The sequence below is a fragment of the Frankia sp. ACN1ag genome, assembly GCF_001414035.1.
Lineage (GTDB): Bacteria > Actinomycetota > Actinomycetes > Frankiales > Frankiaceae > Frankia > Frankia torreyi.
The window spans coordinates 309275-324466 of sequence record NZ_LJPA01000002.1 but is presented as its reverse complement, the minus strand read 5'-3'; the positions used below and the strand labels follow the sequence as shown (position 1 = coordinate 324466).

Below are 15192 nucleotides of genomic sequence, written 5' to 3'. Positions count from 1 at the left end.
CCTGACCTGCTCGAGGGCTGCCTGGCGGGCACCGGGTTGACCTTGACACCATCCCATGATCAATCAGCCGACCTCGCGCATTAAAGGTCGGTAGTGGCGGGCGCTGGTATCCGAAAGGTCGGTGGTGTCAGCGGCGTCGGTGGTGTCAGCGGCGTCGGCGGGGCGGGGGAGCAGGGCGAGGACCTGCTCGGCGGCGTCGCGGATCATCGAGGGCGGGGCGCCGCACGCGCCGACCGTCTCCAGCCCGCGCAGCACGACCAGCACGAGGCCGGCCAGCCGGGCGGGATCGTGGCCGGCGGCGAGCTCACCGGCTCGCTGCGCCTCGCTGACGCACTCGGTCAGCAATGCGTGCGCCTCGGTGAGAACCCGGTTCACCCGCTGCGCCACCTCGGGGTCCGTGCCGGCGAGCTCTGCGGCGCTCTTGGCCATCAGGCAGCCGCGTCGCTCGACGTCGCCGACGATGATCGCCACCATCGCGTGGACGTGCCCCGCCAGCCGCTCGAACGGGCTGCCCGCTGCGCGCAGATCGGCCCGGATCGCGGCGGCCGCCTCGTCGCAGTAGCGGTCCAGGGCGCGCAGGAACAGCGCGTGCTTGTCGCCGAAGGCGCCGTACAAGCTGCCCCGGCCGAGCCCGGTGGCCGCCGTCAGGTCGTCGAGCGAGGTGGCGGTGTAGCCGGTCGCCCAGAACTGGTCGCGCGCCGCGCACACGACCTGGTCCTCGTCGAATGTGCGTGGTCGTGCCATGCAATCGAGGCTACCGTATAGTTTACCGTATGGTCCATAACGGGCTCCGGGGTAGGTGGGCATTGTGTGCCCGATCGGTCCGTTACCTGGGCGATTGCGCGCTTCGCGCGGTTCGTCGGCGTTGACAGGGGCCTGGCGCGAACCGCATACTCCGATCGCTTGTGTGAGGAAGCCGGTGGGAATCCGGCGCGGTCGCGCCACTGTGACCGGTCTGCCTGTCCGTGTGGGCGGCGGTACCGGGAGTCAGACCCGAGCACAGGTGGTCCGAACAACCGGGACGCACGATCCCTGAGGGGGCTTCCATGACCACACCCGTTGCCCAGCCACGGCAGCGATCCATCTCCTTCCCGCTGACCGCCCGCCGGGCGGCGCTCGGGCTCACCGCGCTGCTGTCGCTGCTGCTGCTCTACTTCATCGGTGTCGACCAGGGCGCCACGTCGCTGTTCGGCTCGGATACCCACCTCCACGAGTTCGTCCACGACGCGCGCCACTTCCTCGGGTTCCCCTGCCACTGAGCGGGGGCGGGAAGATGGAGTTCCGCTACATCTACCGCGGTCTGGGGGCCGGCCTGCTGGGCGGGCTGCTGGCGTTCGTCTTCGCCCGCATCTTCGCCGAGCCCCTCGTCCAGGAGGCGATCGACTACGAGGACGGGCGGCACGAGGCGCAGGAGGCGCTGGACGCCGCGGCGGGTCTCACCGCCGGCGCCCACGACCACGGCGAGGTCTTCAGCCGCTCGGTGCAGCGCAACCTGGGCATCGGCGTAGGGATGGCGCTGTTCGGGCTGGCGGTGGGCGGCCTGTTCGTCGTCGTCTACCTGATCGTCTCGCGCCGCTACCCGAACATCCGGCCAAGGGTGCTGGCCGCGCTGCTCGCCGGGGCCGGCTTCGTCGGTCTCTACCTCGTCCCGTTCGCGAAGTATCCGGCCAACCCGCCGGCGATCGGGCACGAGGAGACGATCGGCGCCCGCAGCGCCCTGTACGTGACGATGGTCGCGGTCTCGGTGGTCGCGTTGGGGCTCGCGGTCGTGGTGGGCCGGTGGCTGGCGGGTCGCGTCGGCACCTGGAACGCGAGCCTGGTCGCGGGGGTCGTGTTCCTGGTGCTCGTCGGCGTCGCGATGGCCCTGCTGCCCGCCTACGGGCATCTCGGTGCGAACCGGGCGGAGTTCGGTGACTTCGCCACCGAGACCCCGCAGCCGCTCACGGCCCCGAACGGCACGATCGTCTACCCGGGTTTCCCCGCCGACGTGCTGTTCCGGTTCCGGTTCTACTCGGTGGTCAGCCAGCTCGTCCTCTGGGCGACGATCGCGCTCGCCTTCGGCCAGCTTGCCGAACGCCTCGCCGTCGCGCCGGCCCGCCGGCAGGCGCGGACCGCCGCGTCCGCAGCCGACCGGCCCGCCCCCGCACCGACCACCGCCCCCGCACCGACCACCGCCGCCGGCTGAGCCCTGGCCCGTTCCCGGACGCCGGCTGTTGCCCGGGCGTCCGGGAACGGGGAACACGACGGGGAGGACGGGGGCGCGCAGGATGATCGATCACGAGGTGCGGGTACACCGCAGCGCCGAGCGGTTGGAGCGGCCGGACCAGCTTGCCTGGAAGATCGCCGCGGTGGCGGCGGACTCGGTGGAGGTGGTGCCCGAGGTCGCGGAGATGGTGATCAATCGGGTGATCGACAACGCCGGGGTCGCGGCGGCGTCGCTGCGCCGTCCGCCGGTTGCCGCCGCCCGCGATCAGGCGGTGCGCCATCCGGCTGCGCCGGGGCGGGTCGGCTCGACGGTGTTCGGCCTGCCGCGCGAGGTTCGGGTGTCGCCGGAGTGGGCGGCGTGGGCAAACGGCGTTGCGGTGCGGGAGCTGGACTTCCATGACACGTTCCTCGCCGCCGACTACTCCCATCCCGGTGACAACATCCCGCCGATCCTCGCCGCCGCGCAGCATCTCGGTCTCGGTGGCCGGGACCTCGTCCGGGGGATCGTCACCGGCTACGAGATCCAGGTCGCCCTGGTCCGTGGGATCTGCCTGCACCAGCACAGGATCGACCACATAGCGCACCTCGGCCCGTCGGTCGCCGCCGGTCTCGGGTCGCTGCTCGGCCTGTCCACCGAGGTCGTCTACCAGGCGGTGCAGCAGGCGCTGCACACGACGACGACGACCCGACAGTCCCGCAAGGGGCAGATCTCGAGCTGGAAGGCGTACGCCCCGGCGTTCGCCGGCAAGCTCGCCGTCGAGGCGGTCGACCGGGCGATGCGCGGGCAGGGTGCGCCGTCACCGGCCTACGAGGGTGAGGACGGGTTCGTGGCCTGGCTGCTCGACGGACCGGGCGCCCGGTATGTCGTGTCGCTGCCCGGATCGGGCGAGGCCCGGCGCGCCATCCTCGACACCTACACCAAGGAGCATTCGGCCGAGTACCAGAGCCAGGCGCTGATCGATCTGGCCCGCCGGCTCGGCCCCCGCCTCGGTGACCTGTCTCGCATCAGGAAGATCACGATTCACACCAGTCACCACACCCACCAGGTGATCGGCTCGGGTGCGGGTGACCCGGAGAAGTACTCGCCGACGGCCAGCCGGGAGACGCTCGACCACTCGATCCCCTACATCGTCGCGGTGGCGTTGCAGGACGGCGACTGGCATCACGAGCGGTCCTACGCCCCGCAGCGGGCGGCGCGGCCGGACACCGTGGCCCTGTGGCGGAAGATCGTCACGGTGGAGGATGAGGAGTGGACGCGCCGCTACCACGCGGCGGACCCGGCGGAGAAGGCGTTNGGCGGTCGGGTCGTCGTCGAACGGGACGACGGTGACCCGGTCATCGACGAGATCGCCGTCGCCGACGCCCATCCGCTCGGCGCGCGGCCGTTCGGACGGGCGGAGTACCTCGCGAAGTTCCGCCGGCTGACCGAGGGCGTGGTGTCCGCCGAGGAGCAGGACCGTTTCCTCGACGTCGCCGTCCGCCTACCCGAGCTCGCCCCGGACGAGCTCGGTGGGCTCACCCTGGTGCCCGAGCGGCCGCCGGCCACCGGCGAGACGGCGGGGATCTTCTGATGCTGCATGCCCGCACCCCACCCCACGCCCGCCGGGCCGCGCTGCGCGCCGCTTTGGCGTCGGGCCGGCTGCTGCGTTTCCCCGGGGCGTTCAATCCGTTGACCGCCGTCCTCATCACCGAGCTGGGCTTCGACGGGGTCTACGTCTCCGGCGCGGTGCTGGCCGCGGACCTGGCCCTGCCCGACATCGGCCTGACCACGCTGACCGAGGTCGCCGGCCGGGCCGGGCAGATCGCCCGGGTCACCGACCTGCCGACGCTCGTCGACGCCGACACCGGCTTCGGTGAGCCGATGAACGTCGCCCGCAGTGTCCAGGTCCTCGAGGACGCCGGGCTCGCGGGCTGCCACCTCGAGGATCAGGTCAATCCGAAGCGCTGCGGCCACCTCGACGGCAAGACGGTCGTGCGGGTCGAGGAGATGGTCCGCCGGATCCACGCGGCCGTCGTCGCCCGCCGCGACCCGAACTTCGTCCTGTGCGCCCGCACCGACGCCTGCGGTGTCGAGGGCCTCGACGCCGCGATCGAGCGGGCCCGCGTCTACGTCGAGGCCGGCGCCGACATGATCTTTCCTGAGGGGTTGGCGGATGCCGCCGAGTTCGAAGCCGTCCGTGCGGCCGTGGACGCGCCGATCCTCGCGAACATGACCGAGTTCGGCAAGAGCGAGCTGCTCACCGCCGCCACGTTGGAATCGGTCGGGGTCAACGTCGTCATCTACCCGGTCACCCTGCTACGCCTCGCCATGGGCGCCGCCGAGGACGGCCTGCGCCGCCTCGCCGCCGACGGCACCCAGACCGGGCTCCTCGACCGAATGCAACACCGATCCCGGCTCTACGAACTCCTCGACTACGCCGCCTACAACACCTTCGACGACAGCGTCTTCACCTTCCGCATTCCGGGATCGCCCGACGGCGCGTGATTGCAGGCGGGCGCGTGACTCTAGGCTGGCTGGTGACCCGGCGGGGGCCCGGCTCTCAGCCGCCGGCGGCGTCGGCAAGGACGCCGACCAGGGCGGTCACCGCCATCGCCACGCAGCCGCCCAGCACGACGCGCAGCGTGGGGCGCAGCAGCGCGGTGCCCGCGGCGCGCGCCGCCAGCGCCCCCGCGACCGCCAGGCCGAGCACGGTCACCGCGACGATGAGCAGGAGCCGGGCGGTGCCCGCGGGCGCCGCCATCCCGATGAACGGCACCAGCGCGCCGAGGGTGAAGCTACCCGCCGACGCCGACGCCGCCTGCAGGGGCCGGGCCTCGTTGATCTCGTTGTGGCCGAGCTCGTCGCGCAGGTGGGCGCCGAGGGCGTCACGCTCAGTAAGTTCCTCGGCGACCTTCTCCGCCAGGTCACGCGGCAGGCCGCGGCGCTCGTAGATGCCGACCAGCTCCGCGAACTCCGCCGCCGGGCTCGCCGCGAGCTCCGCCCGCTCCAGGGCGATGTCGGCGCGCTCGATGTCGGCCTGGGCGCTGACCGAGACGAACTCGCCGGCGGCCATGGACAGCGCCCCCGCCGTCAGCCCGGCGAGGCCCGCGGTGAGGATCGCGCCGCTCGACGCGCCGCTTGCAGCCACACCGACGACGAGGCTGGAGGTGGACACCAGCCCGTCGTTCGCGCCGAGGACAGCCGCGCGCAGCCAGCCGGCCCGCTGCGCGCCGTGACGCTCCCGGTGCCGGGCCATCGTGCTCGCTGCCGCCATGCCGAGCATTTCAGCATGGGCAGACCGGACCGGACACCCGCGAATGCCCTTCCTCACTGTGACAATCGCCCCGCGGCGCGAGGCCGTTGCCGGCTCTGCCCGCCGCTGCTCACTGGCCGCGCCACCGCTCACTGTCGGTGCCGCCGCTCACTGTCGGTGCCGCCGCTCACTGTCGGTGCCGCCGCTCACTGTCGGTGCCGCCGCTCACTGTCGGTGCCGCCGCTCACGCGCGGTCGGGTCGACCCATCCCCCTGCTCGCCGGCCGGCGGTCGAGCCAGGTTACGTACTGGCGCAGCCCCATGACCTCCCACAGCGTGTGCCGGCTCCAGCCACCACCGTCATGCACCCGGGCGTGGTGGGCGACCATGCGCAGCCCCTGCCCGCCGGCCGACTCGGGTCGCAGGGCGGCGCCGAGGGTCACCACCGGGGAGTTCCAGCCGGCTGCGGACCGCTCGATCCGCAGTTGGCGCCCGATGAAGAACGCCAGCCGGGTCCGTGCCGGCGGATGCCGGCGCGGGTGCACGGTGACGGATCCGACGTGCGGCCAGGCGGCGGCGTCCACCGCGGCCCGCAGCAGCACGTCCGGTTCCACCGGCAGGAAGTCGACCTCGACGCACGCCTCGCCGGCCGGGGCGGCGGGCGGGCCGGCGAGGATGAGGCCGTCGGTGTCCGGCAGCACCAGGGTCGGCAGGTCGGCGCCGTCAATCTCCCATTCCGTGCCGGCGGTCATGCCGGCCGGCCGCGGCCGGGGGAGCGGTCGTGTCGGCGGGTCACCTCCAGCATTCTGCCGACCGGCAGCTGTCCCATCCGTCACCTTTCCCACAGCGTCCATCGAGCATGGCAAACATCGGTCGGCCGGCCCAAGGGGGAAAACCCGGGGCGTCGCTCGTCCCGACCGGGACGATCCGGGCGGTGCCCCACGCGGCCGCACCGGCGGGTCGGCGTCCGGGTGGTGGAATCGACAGCCCTCCCGGCTGTTTCCGGCCACCCGACCGCACGGACGGCGCCCCCACCGATATCACCCGCCGTCAGCGCCAGGCCGATTCCGTTTCGACCGCGCCGTGCTCCCCGCCACCGATCGAATCCGCCGCCCCGAGACCGGCTCTGCCGCGCCGGAACAGCGGCCGGAATCAGCGCGGTGTGCACTGATCCGGACCGATGCCGATCCGGACCGATGCCGACAGTGTGGATCCCCCAGGACGAACAATAGGTTCACCACCGTTTCGCACTGAGGATGCCGGGGTGATATCGCCGTGTCCCTTCACGACCCGAAGGGGTCTGACCCGTATCGGTCCGGCGCGGCGCCGGTCCCAGCCGGCCCCAGCAACCCGTACGAGCAGAGCTGAGTGGCCGGCGCCGACCGGGGCAACGCGCTCGCCGCCGGGTGGCAGCCCCGGCCGCAACCCGCCCCCATCGCGCTGGCACCCGGCGAGGTCGTGCTGGCGCAGGGGGCCGTCCGCCTCGGGCAGCTCGACCGGCTCGACCGGCTCGACCGGCTCAGCCGGCCCGCTCCGGTCGCGCGCGGGCGGTGTCGATGAGCACGGCCGCGGCCGCCCTGGCGTCGGCGAGTGGCGCGGGATCGTTGAGCGAGGTCGCGAGCGCCGTCGCGCCCTCGAACAGGACGGCGAGCTGACGGCCGAGCGCGGCCGGATCGGTGGCGCCGGCCGCCTGGGCGGTCTCGGTCAGCAGGCGCGTGAACGCCTCCTTGTGCCGGACCACCGCCCGCTCGACCGCCGGCACCGTCCCGGCGGTCTCGACCGCGGCGTTGTGGAACGGGCAGCCCCGTAGCCTCGCCTCGCCGGTCGCGGGGCCCGCGGGGTCGGCCGCGAACAGGGCGAACAGGGCGAGCAGGCGGTCGCGGGGGAGCAGGTCGTCGCGGGCCAGGGCGCGCTCCCGCGGCGGCGCGGCGATCGTGTCCAGCCGGTGCAGGTACTCCTCCACCAACGCGTTCTTGCTGGGGAAGTGCTGGTAGAAGGTCCGCTTGGAGACCTGGGCGACGTCGGTGAGCCGCTCCATGCCGGTGGCGTTGATGCCCTCGGCGTAGAAGAGCCGGTCCGCCGCCCGCAGGATCCGCTCCCGGGCGCCGCGCCCGCCTCGCCTACCCGGCGTGGCCTCGCCCCGATCGTCCGACATGTCGTCAAGGTAGACCGGTCGTTGTACTTCTGTCGAGCGCCCTGCTACCGTCGCAGAAGTACACCGATCGTTCTACTTTGGTGGGCGTGCCGGTCCCCGCTGCGTTCCGCCGCCGGGAGGACCCCATGCAGCACACGACCTTCGGCCGCGCCACCGGCCTGCGCGTCAGCGAGCTTGCGCTCGGCACCGGCAACTTCGGCACCCGGTGGGGCAGCGGCGCCGAGCCCGCGCAGGCGCGCAAGATCCTCGACCGGTTCGCCGAGGCCGGCGGGACGGCCCTCGACACCGCGGAGAGCTACCAGTTCGGCGAGTCCGAGGAGATCCTCGGCCGCCTGCTCGCCGGCACCCGGTCGCACTTCACCATTGCGACGAAGTTCAGCCTCGGCGTGGCCGGCGACGGCGGCGTGCTCGGCACCGGCAACGGCCGGCGCAGCATGGCCCGCGCCGTCGAGGGCAGCCTCGCCCGCCTCGGCACCGACTACCTCGACCTGCTGTGGGTGCACTTCCCCGACACCGTCACCCCCGTCGAGGAGATCATGCGCGGATTCGACGACCTGGTTCGCGCCGGCAAGATCCTCTACGGCGGACTGTCGAACTTCCCGGCCTGGCGCTCGGCGCGGGCCGCGACCCTGGCCGAGCTGCGCGGCCTCGCCCCCCTCACGGCCGTCCAGTGCGAGTACAGCCTCGTCGAACGGACCGCCGACCGCGAGATCCTGCCGATGGCGCAGGCGCTGGGCCTGGGCGCCGCCCTGTGGTCCCCGCTCGGCGGCGGGCTGCTCACCGGCAAGTACCGCACCGGCAGCGCGGGCCGACTGACCGACCTCGGCCGGCTCGTCCACGTCGAGGACGAGGCCCGCAAGACCGCCGTCGTCGACGCGCTGCTCGCCGTCGCCGCCGACCTCGGCGTGCCGCCCGCCCGGGTCGCCACCGCCTGGCTGCGCGAGCACGCCGCCCGCGCGTCGACCGCCCTCGTCCCGATCATCGGCCCGCGCACGATCGAGCAGCTCGACGACTACCTCGCCGCGCTGGACATCCGCCTCGACGAGGCCCAGTACCGCCGCCTCGACGAGGTCAGCCGGGTCGACCTCGGCCAGCCGCACGACCAGATCGCCGCCCAGCGCGCCGCGACCCTGGGCGGCGACGCGACCGCGTTCCGCTCCTTCCTGCCCGTGGCCTGACCGCCTCCTCGACGCCCTGACGCATCTCCCGGCCCCCTGATCGTCGGCTTCGTCACCGTCTCCGGGGCGCCGGCCGCCGCCCGGCGGGGGCCCGTCGAGGCTGGGCAGTATGCGCGGGGCGACCGGTCTGATGCCACGTGTCACAATTCGGGGGATGGCTACCGGGGGACTGGACCGGCCGTACACCNACGGCCGGTGGGATTTCTTCATTTCCTATACGGCGCGGGACCGGGCCTGGGCGGAGTGGATCGCCTGGCAGTTGGAGGCCGCGGACTTCCGGGTGCTCGTGCAGGCCTGGGACATGGTGGCGGGTTCCAACTGGTCCGCCGCCATGCAGGACGGCATCCGGTACAGCACCCGCACCCTGGCGGTCCTCTCCGCCGCCTACCTGGAGTCGGTATACGGCGAGCAGGAGTGGCAGGCCGCGTTCGTCGCCGACCCGGACGGCGCGGCCCGCCGCCTGCTCCCGGTGCGGATCGAGAACTGCGCGCGCCCCGGAGTGCTCGGCTCGAGGGTGTCCGTCGACCTGTTCGGCCTGGCCGCGCACGGCGCCCGCGACGTCCTCCTCCATGCCGTTCAGGCCGCGATCTCCGGCCGGGCGAAGCCCCCCGCCGAGCCGCATTTCCCGGGCGGCGGACCCATCCCCCCGAAAGCCCCGACCGCCCGCCGTGCGCCGTTCTTCCCCGGTTTCCCGGACGGCCCGTCCACCGCGTTGACCGGCCCGTCGATCATGCCAGCGTCTGCCGCGCCGCCGACTGCTACAGCGGAGCGCACGCGCAACGATCCGTCCTGGCTGCCGGCCGGAGCGCGGGCGGAGGCGTCCGGCGGTTCCCAGACGGCGCCGCCGATGCGCGCGGAGCCCGAGACGCCGGGGGAGTGCCGGGCACTGCTCATCGGCGTGCCCGGTTACGACGACGAAGGGCTGCCCCCACTGCCGTGGCTCGCGCCGCTCATGGATGCCACGGCCGAGTCACTGGAGCGGGTCGGCTACCGGGCTGACGTCCACGACCGGTCGCGGCTCGGTCTCAGCGCGATCAAGTCCGCGATCCATGCCTTCCTGCGCGACGCGGCGCCCGATGACACGCTGCTGCTGGTTCTGGCCGGCCACGGGGTCCACCACGACGGTCGCGACTTCCTCGTCCCCGCCGACGCCGACCTCGGCTACCAGCCGTTCTGGGACCTGTGCGTGCCCCTGGACTGGGCTCGCACGATCTCCCGCAGCGCGGCCGGCCGCGTGCTGGTGATCGTCGACGCCGCCGCCGACCTCGCCGACGACGAGGTGCGCGCCGCCATGACCGAGGACGGCTGGGCGGAGGGGCGCCTGCCCGCGGCCGAGGGCACCGAGGTCGCGTACCTGATCCGGCAGACGCGGTCGCCGGGCGTGCGGTCGCCGCTGCTACGGGCCCTGGTGGATGTCCTGGCCAGCCCCGTTGTCCCCGGCGACCTGCGGATTCTTGAGGAGGCGCTGCGCCGTCGCCTGGCCCTCGCCGGGCCGACCGACTCGGCGGCCGACGGCCCGGTCAGCCTGGCCGGCGCGGCGGGAGCGGCGGGAGCGGCGGGAGTGATCGACCCGGCCGTGGTCGCAGACTGCGTCGCCGGCTCGGCGAGTCCGGGCGGTGCCGGCGTCGGATCGCCGCCCTGCGCGCTGCGACTGGTCCTGTACTGCGACCCGCGCGAGTTCCGGCCATTTCCGGCCGCCCCGTCCGCCGGCTCGCCGGCATCCCCGGAGCATCCCTGGCGCCGCGCCGCCGATCGGCACGCCGCCTGGACCCTCATGGGGGACGGCCCGGCCGCCGAAGAGTTGCGCGCGCAGACCATCGACCTCGTCGCCCGCCTGGGTATCGGGCGCGACCGCGCCGCAGCCGGTCTGAACGCCGATCCCTGGCTGGACCAGACGCTCGCGCTACGACTGATGAAGCGGATCGAGTTCCTGGTCAGGCGGCTGCCAGTCGACCCGCCACCGCTTTCGCCTGCCGAGGCCGGCCTGCTGGTCGCGGTGCCGTTCCTGCACGAAGCCCTCTGGACGACCTTGGTGGCACGCGCGTCCGTCGCGCACCCGGCCGGGTCCGACCGGGATGGCTGGACGGCCGGACGGGACGTCGAGCGGACGGAGTTCGAGAACTTCACCCGGCTGCACCCTCGGCTGCTGCGCCGCATCGACCGGGCCCGACGGGCAGGAGACACCGGCGCGGCCGAGGCAATCGGCTGGTGGCTCGCGCACCGCTGGGTGGCCCGGCGTCCGGAGTCCTACACCGGCCCGGTGCTCGCCGGCCTGCTCGCCGGGGTCGATCCCGAGACGCCGGCCGGGGATGTTTTCACCGCCGCGCGGGCGAGTGCCCTGCTCACCGCGGTGCGCGCCGACCCCGCGTACCTGAACCGGCCCGGCCAGGCCGCGGCGCTGCTCGATCTGGTCACGGTCGCGCCCGCGACCGGGGATGAGATGACCCTGCGGGAACGGTTCGTCGGCTACCTGCTGACCATCGGCCAGCGGATGGCCCTCGAACCCGCGGCACTGCCGGACGTCATCGTCGAGCACCTCGGCGTGGGCGACCCGGTCGACCTCGGCGTGCTGGGCGAGACCATCCGCCAGGCGCAGTGGCAGCATCGGGGTCGGTCCGGCCGGGCGCTGTCCGCCCGCTGCCAGCACCAGGCCGTCCAGGTCGCTCTGGAGCGGCACACCACCGAGCTCGACAGCCTGCTCGCCGAAGCCCATCGGGTCACCGGCGAGATACCGGCGCTGGCCCACCTGCCCACCCATGCCACCGCCGACGCCGTGCGCGCCGTCGAGGTCGACGGGCAGCCCGCCTACAGCTCGGCGGGTGCCCAGTTCCGGCTCGCCGAGGACAAGGTGCAGGAGCTGCTCATGGGCGAGCAGCTCTACACCAACCGGGGCCTGGCGATCCGCGAGCTTTACCAGAACGCCCTCGACGCCTGCCGCTACCGCCGGGCCCGCGAGGAGTATCTGGCCCGCACCACCGGGCGGGTGAGCCCGTGGACCGGGCGGATCAGCTTCACCCAGGGCTTCGAGCCGGACGGTGGTGCCTACCTCGAATGCCACGACAACGGCATCGGGATGGGCCTGCGCGAGCTCACCGACGTCTTCGCGGAGGCGGGAACCCGGTCGGTGGATCTGCCCGAGGTCATCGAGGAGATGGTCGCCTGGAAGTCCTGCGACCCGCCGATCGAGTTCCATCCGAACAGCCGCTTCGGCGTCGGCGTGCTGTCCTACTTCATGATCGCCGACGAGATCACGATCGAGACCTGCCGCCTCGGCCTGGACGGCCGGCCCGGCGACCGGTTCCGGGTCATCATCGCCGGCCCGGGAAACCTCTTCCGGGTCCAGAACCTCGGGCCCGGCGCCGCCGCAGGGACCAGCGTGCGGCTGCATCTGAGCCGCGGGGCGGGCCAGGCCACGGTGTCCTGCGTCGACCTGCTGCGTCGCATCCTCTGGGTCGCCGAGTTCGAGACGCAGGCCACCGAGGGCGTCGCCCGCGCCCACTGGTCCCCCGGCGAGCTGGCCGACTTCGCTCCCGTCGGCGACGTCGGGCCGCTGGATGGGCTGGCGCGCCGTTGGACCTCGCCGATCGTGCCCGCGGGAGAGGGCGTCTGGTGGGCGAATGGTCGTGGTGCGCTGCTGGCCGACGGCCTCTGGGTGGGCCAAATCGTGTTCGGCGTCGTCGTCAACCTCACCGGCCGGCTCGCACCCGAACTGTCGGTCGACCGCAACGAGATCCGCGAGCTGGTCGACGAGCCGGCGGTGGACGAGCGGCTCGCGGCCGCGGTGCCCCGGCTGCTCGCCGCCGGCGCCTTCGAGCTGACGTACGAGTGGCTGTCGTCCCTCGCACGCCACTTTCCCCTCGTCGCGGATGTCATCCTTGCCGCGCTGCTGGCCGGCGGCGCCCGGACCTGGCCAACCGCGGACGGCGCGGCGGTGCCGATGGACCGGGTCGGTTGCTTTCCACTCGACGGTGAGCTCCTGCCGACGGTGCCGCGTCAGCAACTGGACATCAACACCGGGTACTGGTACCTCCCCGATGCCCTCGTCTTCCGTCGGCTCGCGGTGTGGGCGACCGCCACCAGGCCCGGACCACCGCCCGAGTCCCGATCCGTGCCGAGCGACCTCGTGCTGGCGGGCATGCTCAACGTCTTCCTCCTCGCGGAGCCGCCGCGCGAANTGAGCGTCGTCCTGTTTCTGGCCGGCCGGCTGCGCCGCCCTCCCGACGAGATCCATCGGCGCATCGGCGCGCTCGGCCTCGGCTCCTGGAGTGGCAAGGCCACCACCGTCTCCGCCGTCACCCGCGGCGACCTGGTGCTCCTCAGCGCCGAACTGGACGGCGGCCAGCCGTTGCTGCTGCCGCAGATGCCTCTGGGCCACGCCGTTCTCGCCGCGCAGAGCCTCGGCCTCGGGCTCGGTGAGGTCGTCCGTCGGTTGCGGGAGCTGGGACTGGAGATCTTCCCCGCCGGAACGGGTGAGGTGGACCTGCTCGCTCTCGACCTCGTCCTGCTCAGCACCGATCTCACCGGCCGGGCCCCCTGGCTGTCGCGGGATCGGGTCCCTCTGGCCCACGTGCTGCGCGCCGCGCTGCACACCGGCCTGACGATCGACGCGCTGTCAGCCCGCCTGCGGACTCTCGGGCACCGCGCCCATGTACTGTCCGGCGTGTCGGCCACCCCGTTCGAGCAGGACGACGTTCTCCTGTTCAACGCGGACGACCGCGATGCACTCGCCGGGTGGCCGGTGCCCGTCGGCTTCGTCCTGCTGGCAGCCGTGCGGACCGCGCGCTCTCCCCGCGAGGTCGCGCGCCGGCTCGCCGCACTCGGTCTCCCCGCGGCGCGGACCAGCCATCTGCCGGCGGCCGTGGACGCCTTCGAGCCTGAACTGGTCGAAGCCGACTTCTCCCGGGACTTCCGCCAGGCGGGGGTGCCGGTCTCCCGGATAGCGGTGCTGCGCACCGCGCAGCAGACGGCCACGCCTCCGGTGGAGGTGATCACGCAGTTGCGCGGCCTTGGCTTCACGGTCGCGGAGCTCGCCGGCACCGACCTGGCGGACGCGCGGATGTTGATCGGCGGGGACGGTTCCGGGCTGCGGCGTCTCGCCCATGGCGACCGGGTCGGCCTGGTCGACGTGCTCGGGCTCGCCGGGACGCTGGGCCTGCCGGCGGAGTCGGTGGCGGGGCTGTTCGACCGCGTCGGTATCGCTACGCCCGACCTCATCGGTTTCGCGTCGAAGCCGGAGGACGCCGTCCTGTTCAGCTACCGTCTCGACGGCGCCGTGCTGTCGTTGGCGCGGGACCGCGGCGACGCCTTCCCGGTCGCCCAGCTGCTGGCCGCCGCCGCGCGGCTCGGGCGCAGTCCCGCCGAGCTTGCCGAGCGGGTCCGCTATCTGGGCGTCGCTGTTCCCGATCCGACCGGTTGGGACGCCTCGCCGCTGGCCACCGAAGATGTTCGTCTGCTGTCGCACGACGCCGGTCTCGACGGCCCGTGGCTGCCGGCGGGAACGGTGTCGAGTGCCCATCTGCTGCGCGTCGCGGCGGCGACCGGCCGGTCGCCGGGAGAGACCGCGCGTCGCCTCGGCGACCTCGGTTTCCGCGCCGGCCCGGTACCCGAGACCGCCCTCACCGCGGCGGAGGATCGGGTTCTCACCGCGTTGCTGAGTCCGGCGAAGTACTGGAGTGCCCTGCGGATCTGGACCGAGCCCACCCGAGCGGGACTACTTGCCGTCGCGCGACTGTCGGGCCGTGCGCCGTCGGACCTCGCGCGCTGGCTGCGCGGCCTCGGATTGCGACCGGACGCCATGACCGTCGAGCCGGACGGCGTTGTGCCGTGGGACCGCAACCTCGACGTGGACGTGACCGGCGACGACCTCGACCTCGACCTGTTGAGTCGGGACGTCGACGGGCAGGCGCCGTGGCTCGCCGACGGAGCCGTCCCGACGGGGCATGTCCTGGCCGTCGCCGGGCTGACTGGTCGGCGCCCGGCGGACCTCGTCGACACGCTGCGCCGGCTGGGCTTCGCGACGGCGGACGTCGGCCGCGAGGCCGCCACCGGGTACGCGGGGCCGGCGGCCGTCGACGCAGTGGATGTAGTGTTGCTCAGCCGTGATCTCAACGGAGAGTCGCCGTGGCTGGCCGGCGGGCGGCTGCCGCGGGCGCACCTGCTGCACGCGGCCTGCGTGCTCGGCTGTGACGTCGCCGAGGTGCGGGAACGGTACGCCCGGCTCGGGTTCGCAGTGCCGGACAGGACGCAGGAGATGGACCGCGTCGAGCGGGCCGCGGTGACCGTCGCGTTCTACCGCGCCGACACCGCCGACCCGCAGCTGACGCCGGTGTCGTCCGCCACGACGCTCGGGGTCGCCGAGTTCACCGGCCGGGCGCCCGGCGAGGTCGCGCAGACCTTCGCCGGCCTCGGTCTGCGCGTCGACC

Annotated in this window: 9 protein-coding genes, 3 pseudogenes and 1 riboswitch; of the genes and pseudogenes, 8 read left to right on the top strand and 4 right to left on the bottom strand. The window is 73.4% G+C overall.

All coding sequences use genetic code 11. From position 1 onward, the window contains the following. Positions 1-63 precede the first annotated feature (63 nt). Positions 64-744 carry a TetR/AcrR family transcriptional regulator gene (locus UK82_RS02755; RefSeq protein WP_055406188.1) on the bottom strand — a complete coding sequence of 227 codons (681 nt, stop codon included), beginning with the start codon at positions 742-744 and terminating at the stop codon, positions 64-66. Between the two features lie 167 nt (positions 745-911). Then, a riboswitch (cobalamin riboswitch) is annotated at positions 912-993 on the top strand. A 53-nt stretch (positions 994-1046) separates the two neighbouring features. On the opposite strand from UK82_RS02755, the gene UK82_RS02750 reads away from it, so the two are divergent. From UK82_RS02750 to prpB, 5 genes and pseudogenes are all read left to right on the top strand, one after another. Beyond that, positions 1047-1259, top strand: a complete 213-nt coding sequence (locus UK82_RS02750) for a CbtB-domain containing protein (RefSeq protein WP_044884448.1) — start codon at positions 1047-1049, stop codon at positions 1257-1259. Between the two features lie 14 nt (positions 1260-1273). Further along, positions 1274-2185 carry a CbtA family protein gene (locus UK82_RS02745; RefSeq protein ID WP_044884449.1) on the top strand — a complete coding sequence of 304 codons (912 nt, stop codon included), beginning with the start codon at positions 1274-1276 and terminating at the stop codon, positions 2183-2185. A gap of 82 nt (positions 2186-2267) precedes the next feature. Then, a pseudogene (locus UK82_RS02740) lies at positions 2268-3499 on the top strand (MmgE/PrpD family protein); the annotation flags it as partial. Between the two features lies 1 nt (position 3500). Continuing rightward, positions 3501-3776, top strand: a pseudogene (locus tag UK82_RS35175) (MmgE/PrpD family protein); the annotation flags it as partial. Continuing rightward, positions 3776-4690 (top strand): methylisocitrate lyase, encoded by a 915-nt coding sequence (gene prpB / locus UK82_RS02735; RefSeq protein ID WP_055406186.1) that lies wholly within the window; start codon positions 3776-3778, stop codon positions 4688-4690. The pseudogene UK82_RS35175 and the gene prpB, both read left to right, overlap by 1 nt. Positions 4691-4745: 55 nt before the next feature. Here prpB and UK82_RS02730 read toward each other — a convergent pair whose 3' ends face one another. Beyond that, positions 4746-5459 (bottom strand): VIT family protein, encoded by a 714-nt coding sequence (locus UK82_RS02730; protein WP_236705415.1) that lies wholly within the window; start codon positions 5457-5459, stop codon positions 4746-4748. 223 nt (positions 5460-5682) lie between these two features. Further along, positions 5683-6189 (bottom strand): hypothetical protein, encoded by a 507-nt coding sequence (locus tag UK82_RS02725; protein ID WP_044884452.1) that lies wholly within the window; start codon positions 6187-6189, stop codon positions 5683-5685. A 616-nt stretch (positions 6190-6805) separates the two neighbouring features. Here UK82_RS02725 and UK82_RS35170 point away from each other — a divergent pair. Beyond that, on the top strand, positions 6806-6997 hold the full coding sequence (locus tag UK82_RS35170; protein ID WP_055406185.1) for a hypothetical protein: 192 nt from the start codon (positions 6806-6808) through the stop codon (positions 6995-6997). Here UK82_RS35170 and UK82_RS02715 read toward each other — a convergent pair. Further along, positions 6957-7592 (bottom strand): TetR/AcrR family transcriptional regulator, encoded by a 636-nt coding sequence (locus tag UK82_RS02715; protein ID WP_044884454.1) that lies wholly within the window; start codon positions 7590-7592, stop codon positions 6957-6959. The genes UK82_RS35170 and UK82_RS02715 overlap by 41 nt on opposite strands. 125 nt (positions 7593-7717) lie before the next feature. Here UK82_RS02715 and UK82_RS02710 point away from each other — a divergent pair, with 125 nt between their 5' ends. Beyond that, the gene (locus UK82_RS02710; protein WP_044884526.1) at positions 7718-8770 is read left to right on the top strand and encodes an aldo/keto reductase; all 1053 of its coding nucleotides are present in this window, start codon (positions 7718-7720) and stop codon (positions 8768-8770) included. Positions 8771-9029: 259 nt separating this feature from the next. Further along, positions 9030-12944, top strand: a pseudogene (locus tag UK82_RS35165) (TIR domain-containing protein); the annotation flags it as partial. Positions 12945-15192: the final 2248 nt, after the last annotated feature.

Bases quoted from the DNA above. Each gene is read 5' to 3' on its own strand.
- UK82_RS02755 (WP_055406188.1), bottom strand. From the start codon at position 744: ATGGCACGACCACGCACATTCGACGAGGACCAGGTCGTGTGCGCGGCG.
- UK82_RS02750 (WP_044884448.1), top strand. From the start codon at position 1,047: ATGACCACACCCGTTGCCCAGCCACGGCAGCGATCCATCTCCTTCCCG.
- UK82_RS02745 (WP_044884449.1), top strand. From the start codon at position 1,274: ATGGAGTTCCGCTACATCTACCGCGGTCTGGGGGCCGGCCTGCTGGGC.
- prpB (WP_055406186.1), top strand. From the start codon at position 3,776: ATGCTGCATGCCCGCACCCCACCCCACGCCCGCCGGGCCGCGCTGCGC.
- UK82_RS02730 (WP_236705415.1), bottom strand. From the start codon at position 5,459: ATGGCGGCAGCGAGCACGATGGCCCGGCACCGGGAGCGTCACGGCGCG.
- UK82_RS02725 (WP_044884452.1), bottom strand. From the start codon at position 6,189: ATGACCGCCGGCACGGAATGGGAGATTGACGGCGCCGACCTGCCGACC.
- UK82_RS02715 (WP_044884454.1), bottom strand. From the start codon at position 7,592: ATGTCGGACGATCGGGGCGAGGCCACGCCGGGTAGGCGAGGCGGGCGC.
- UK82_RS02710 (WP_044884526.1), top strand. From the start codon at position 7,718: ATGCAGCACACGACCTTCGGCCGCGCCACCGGCCTGCGCGTCAGCGAG.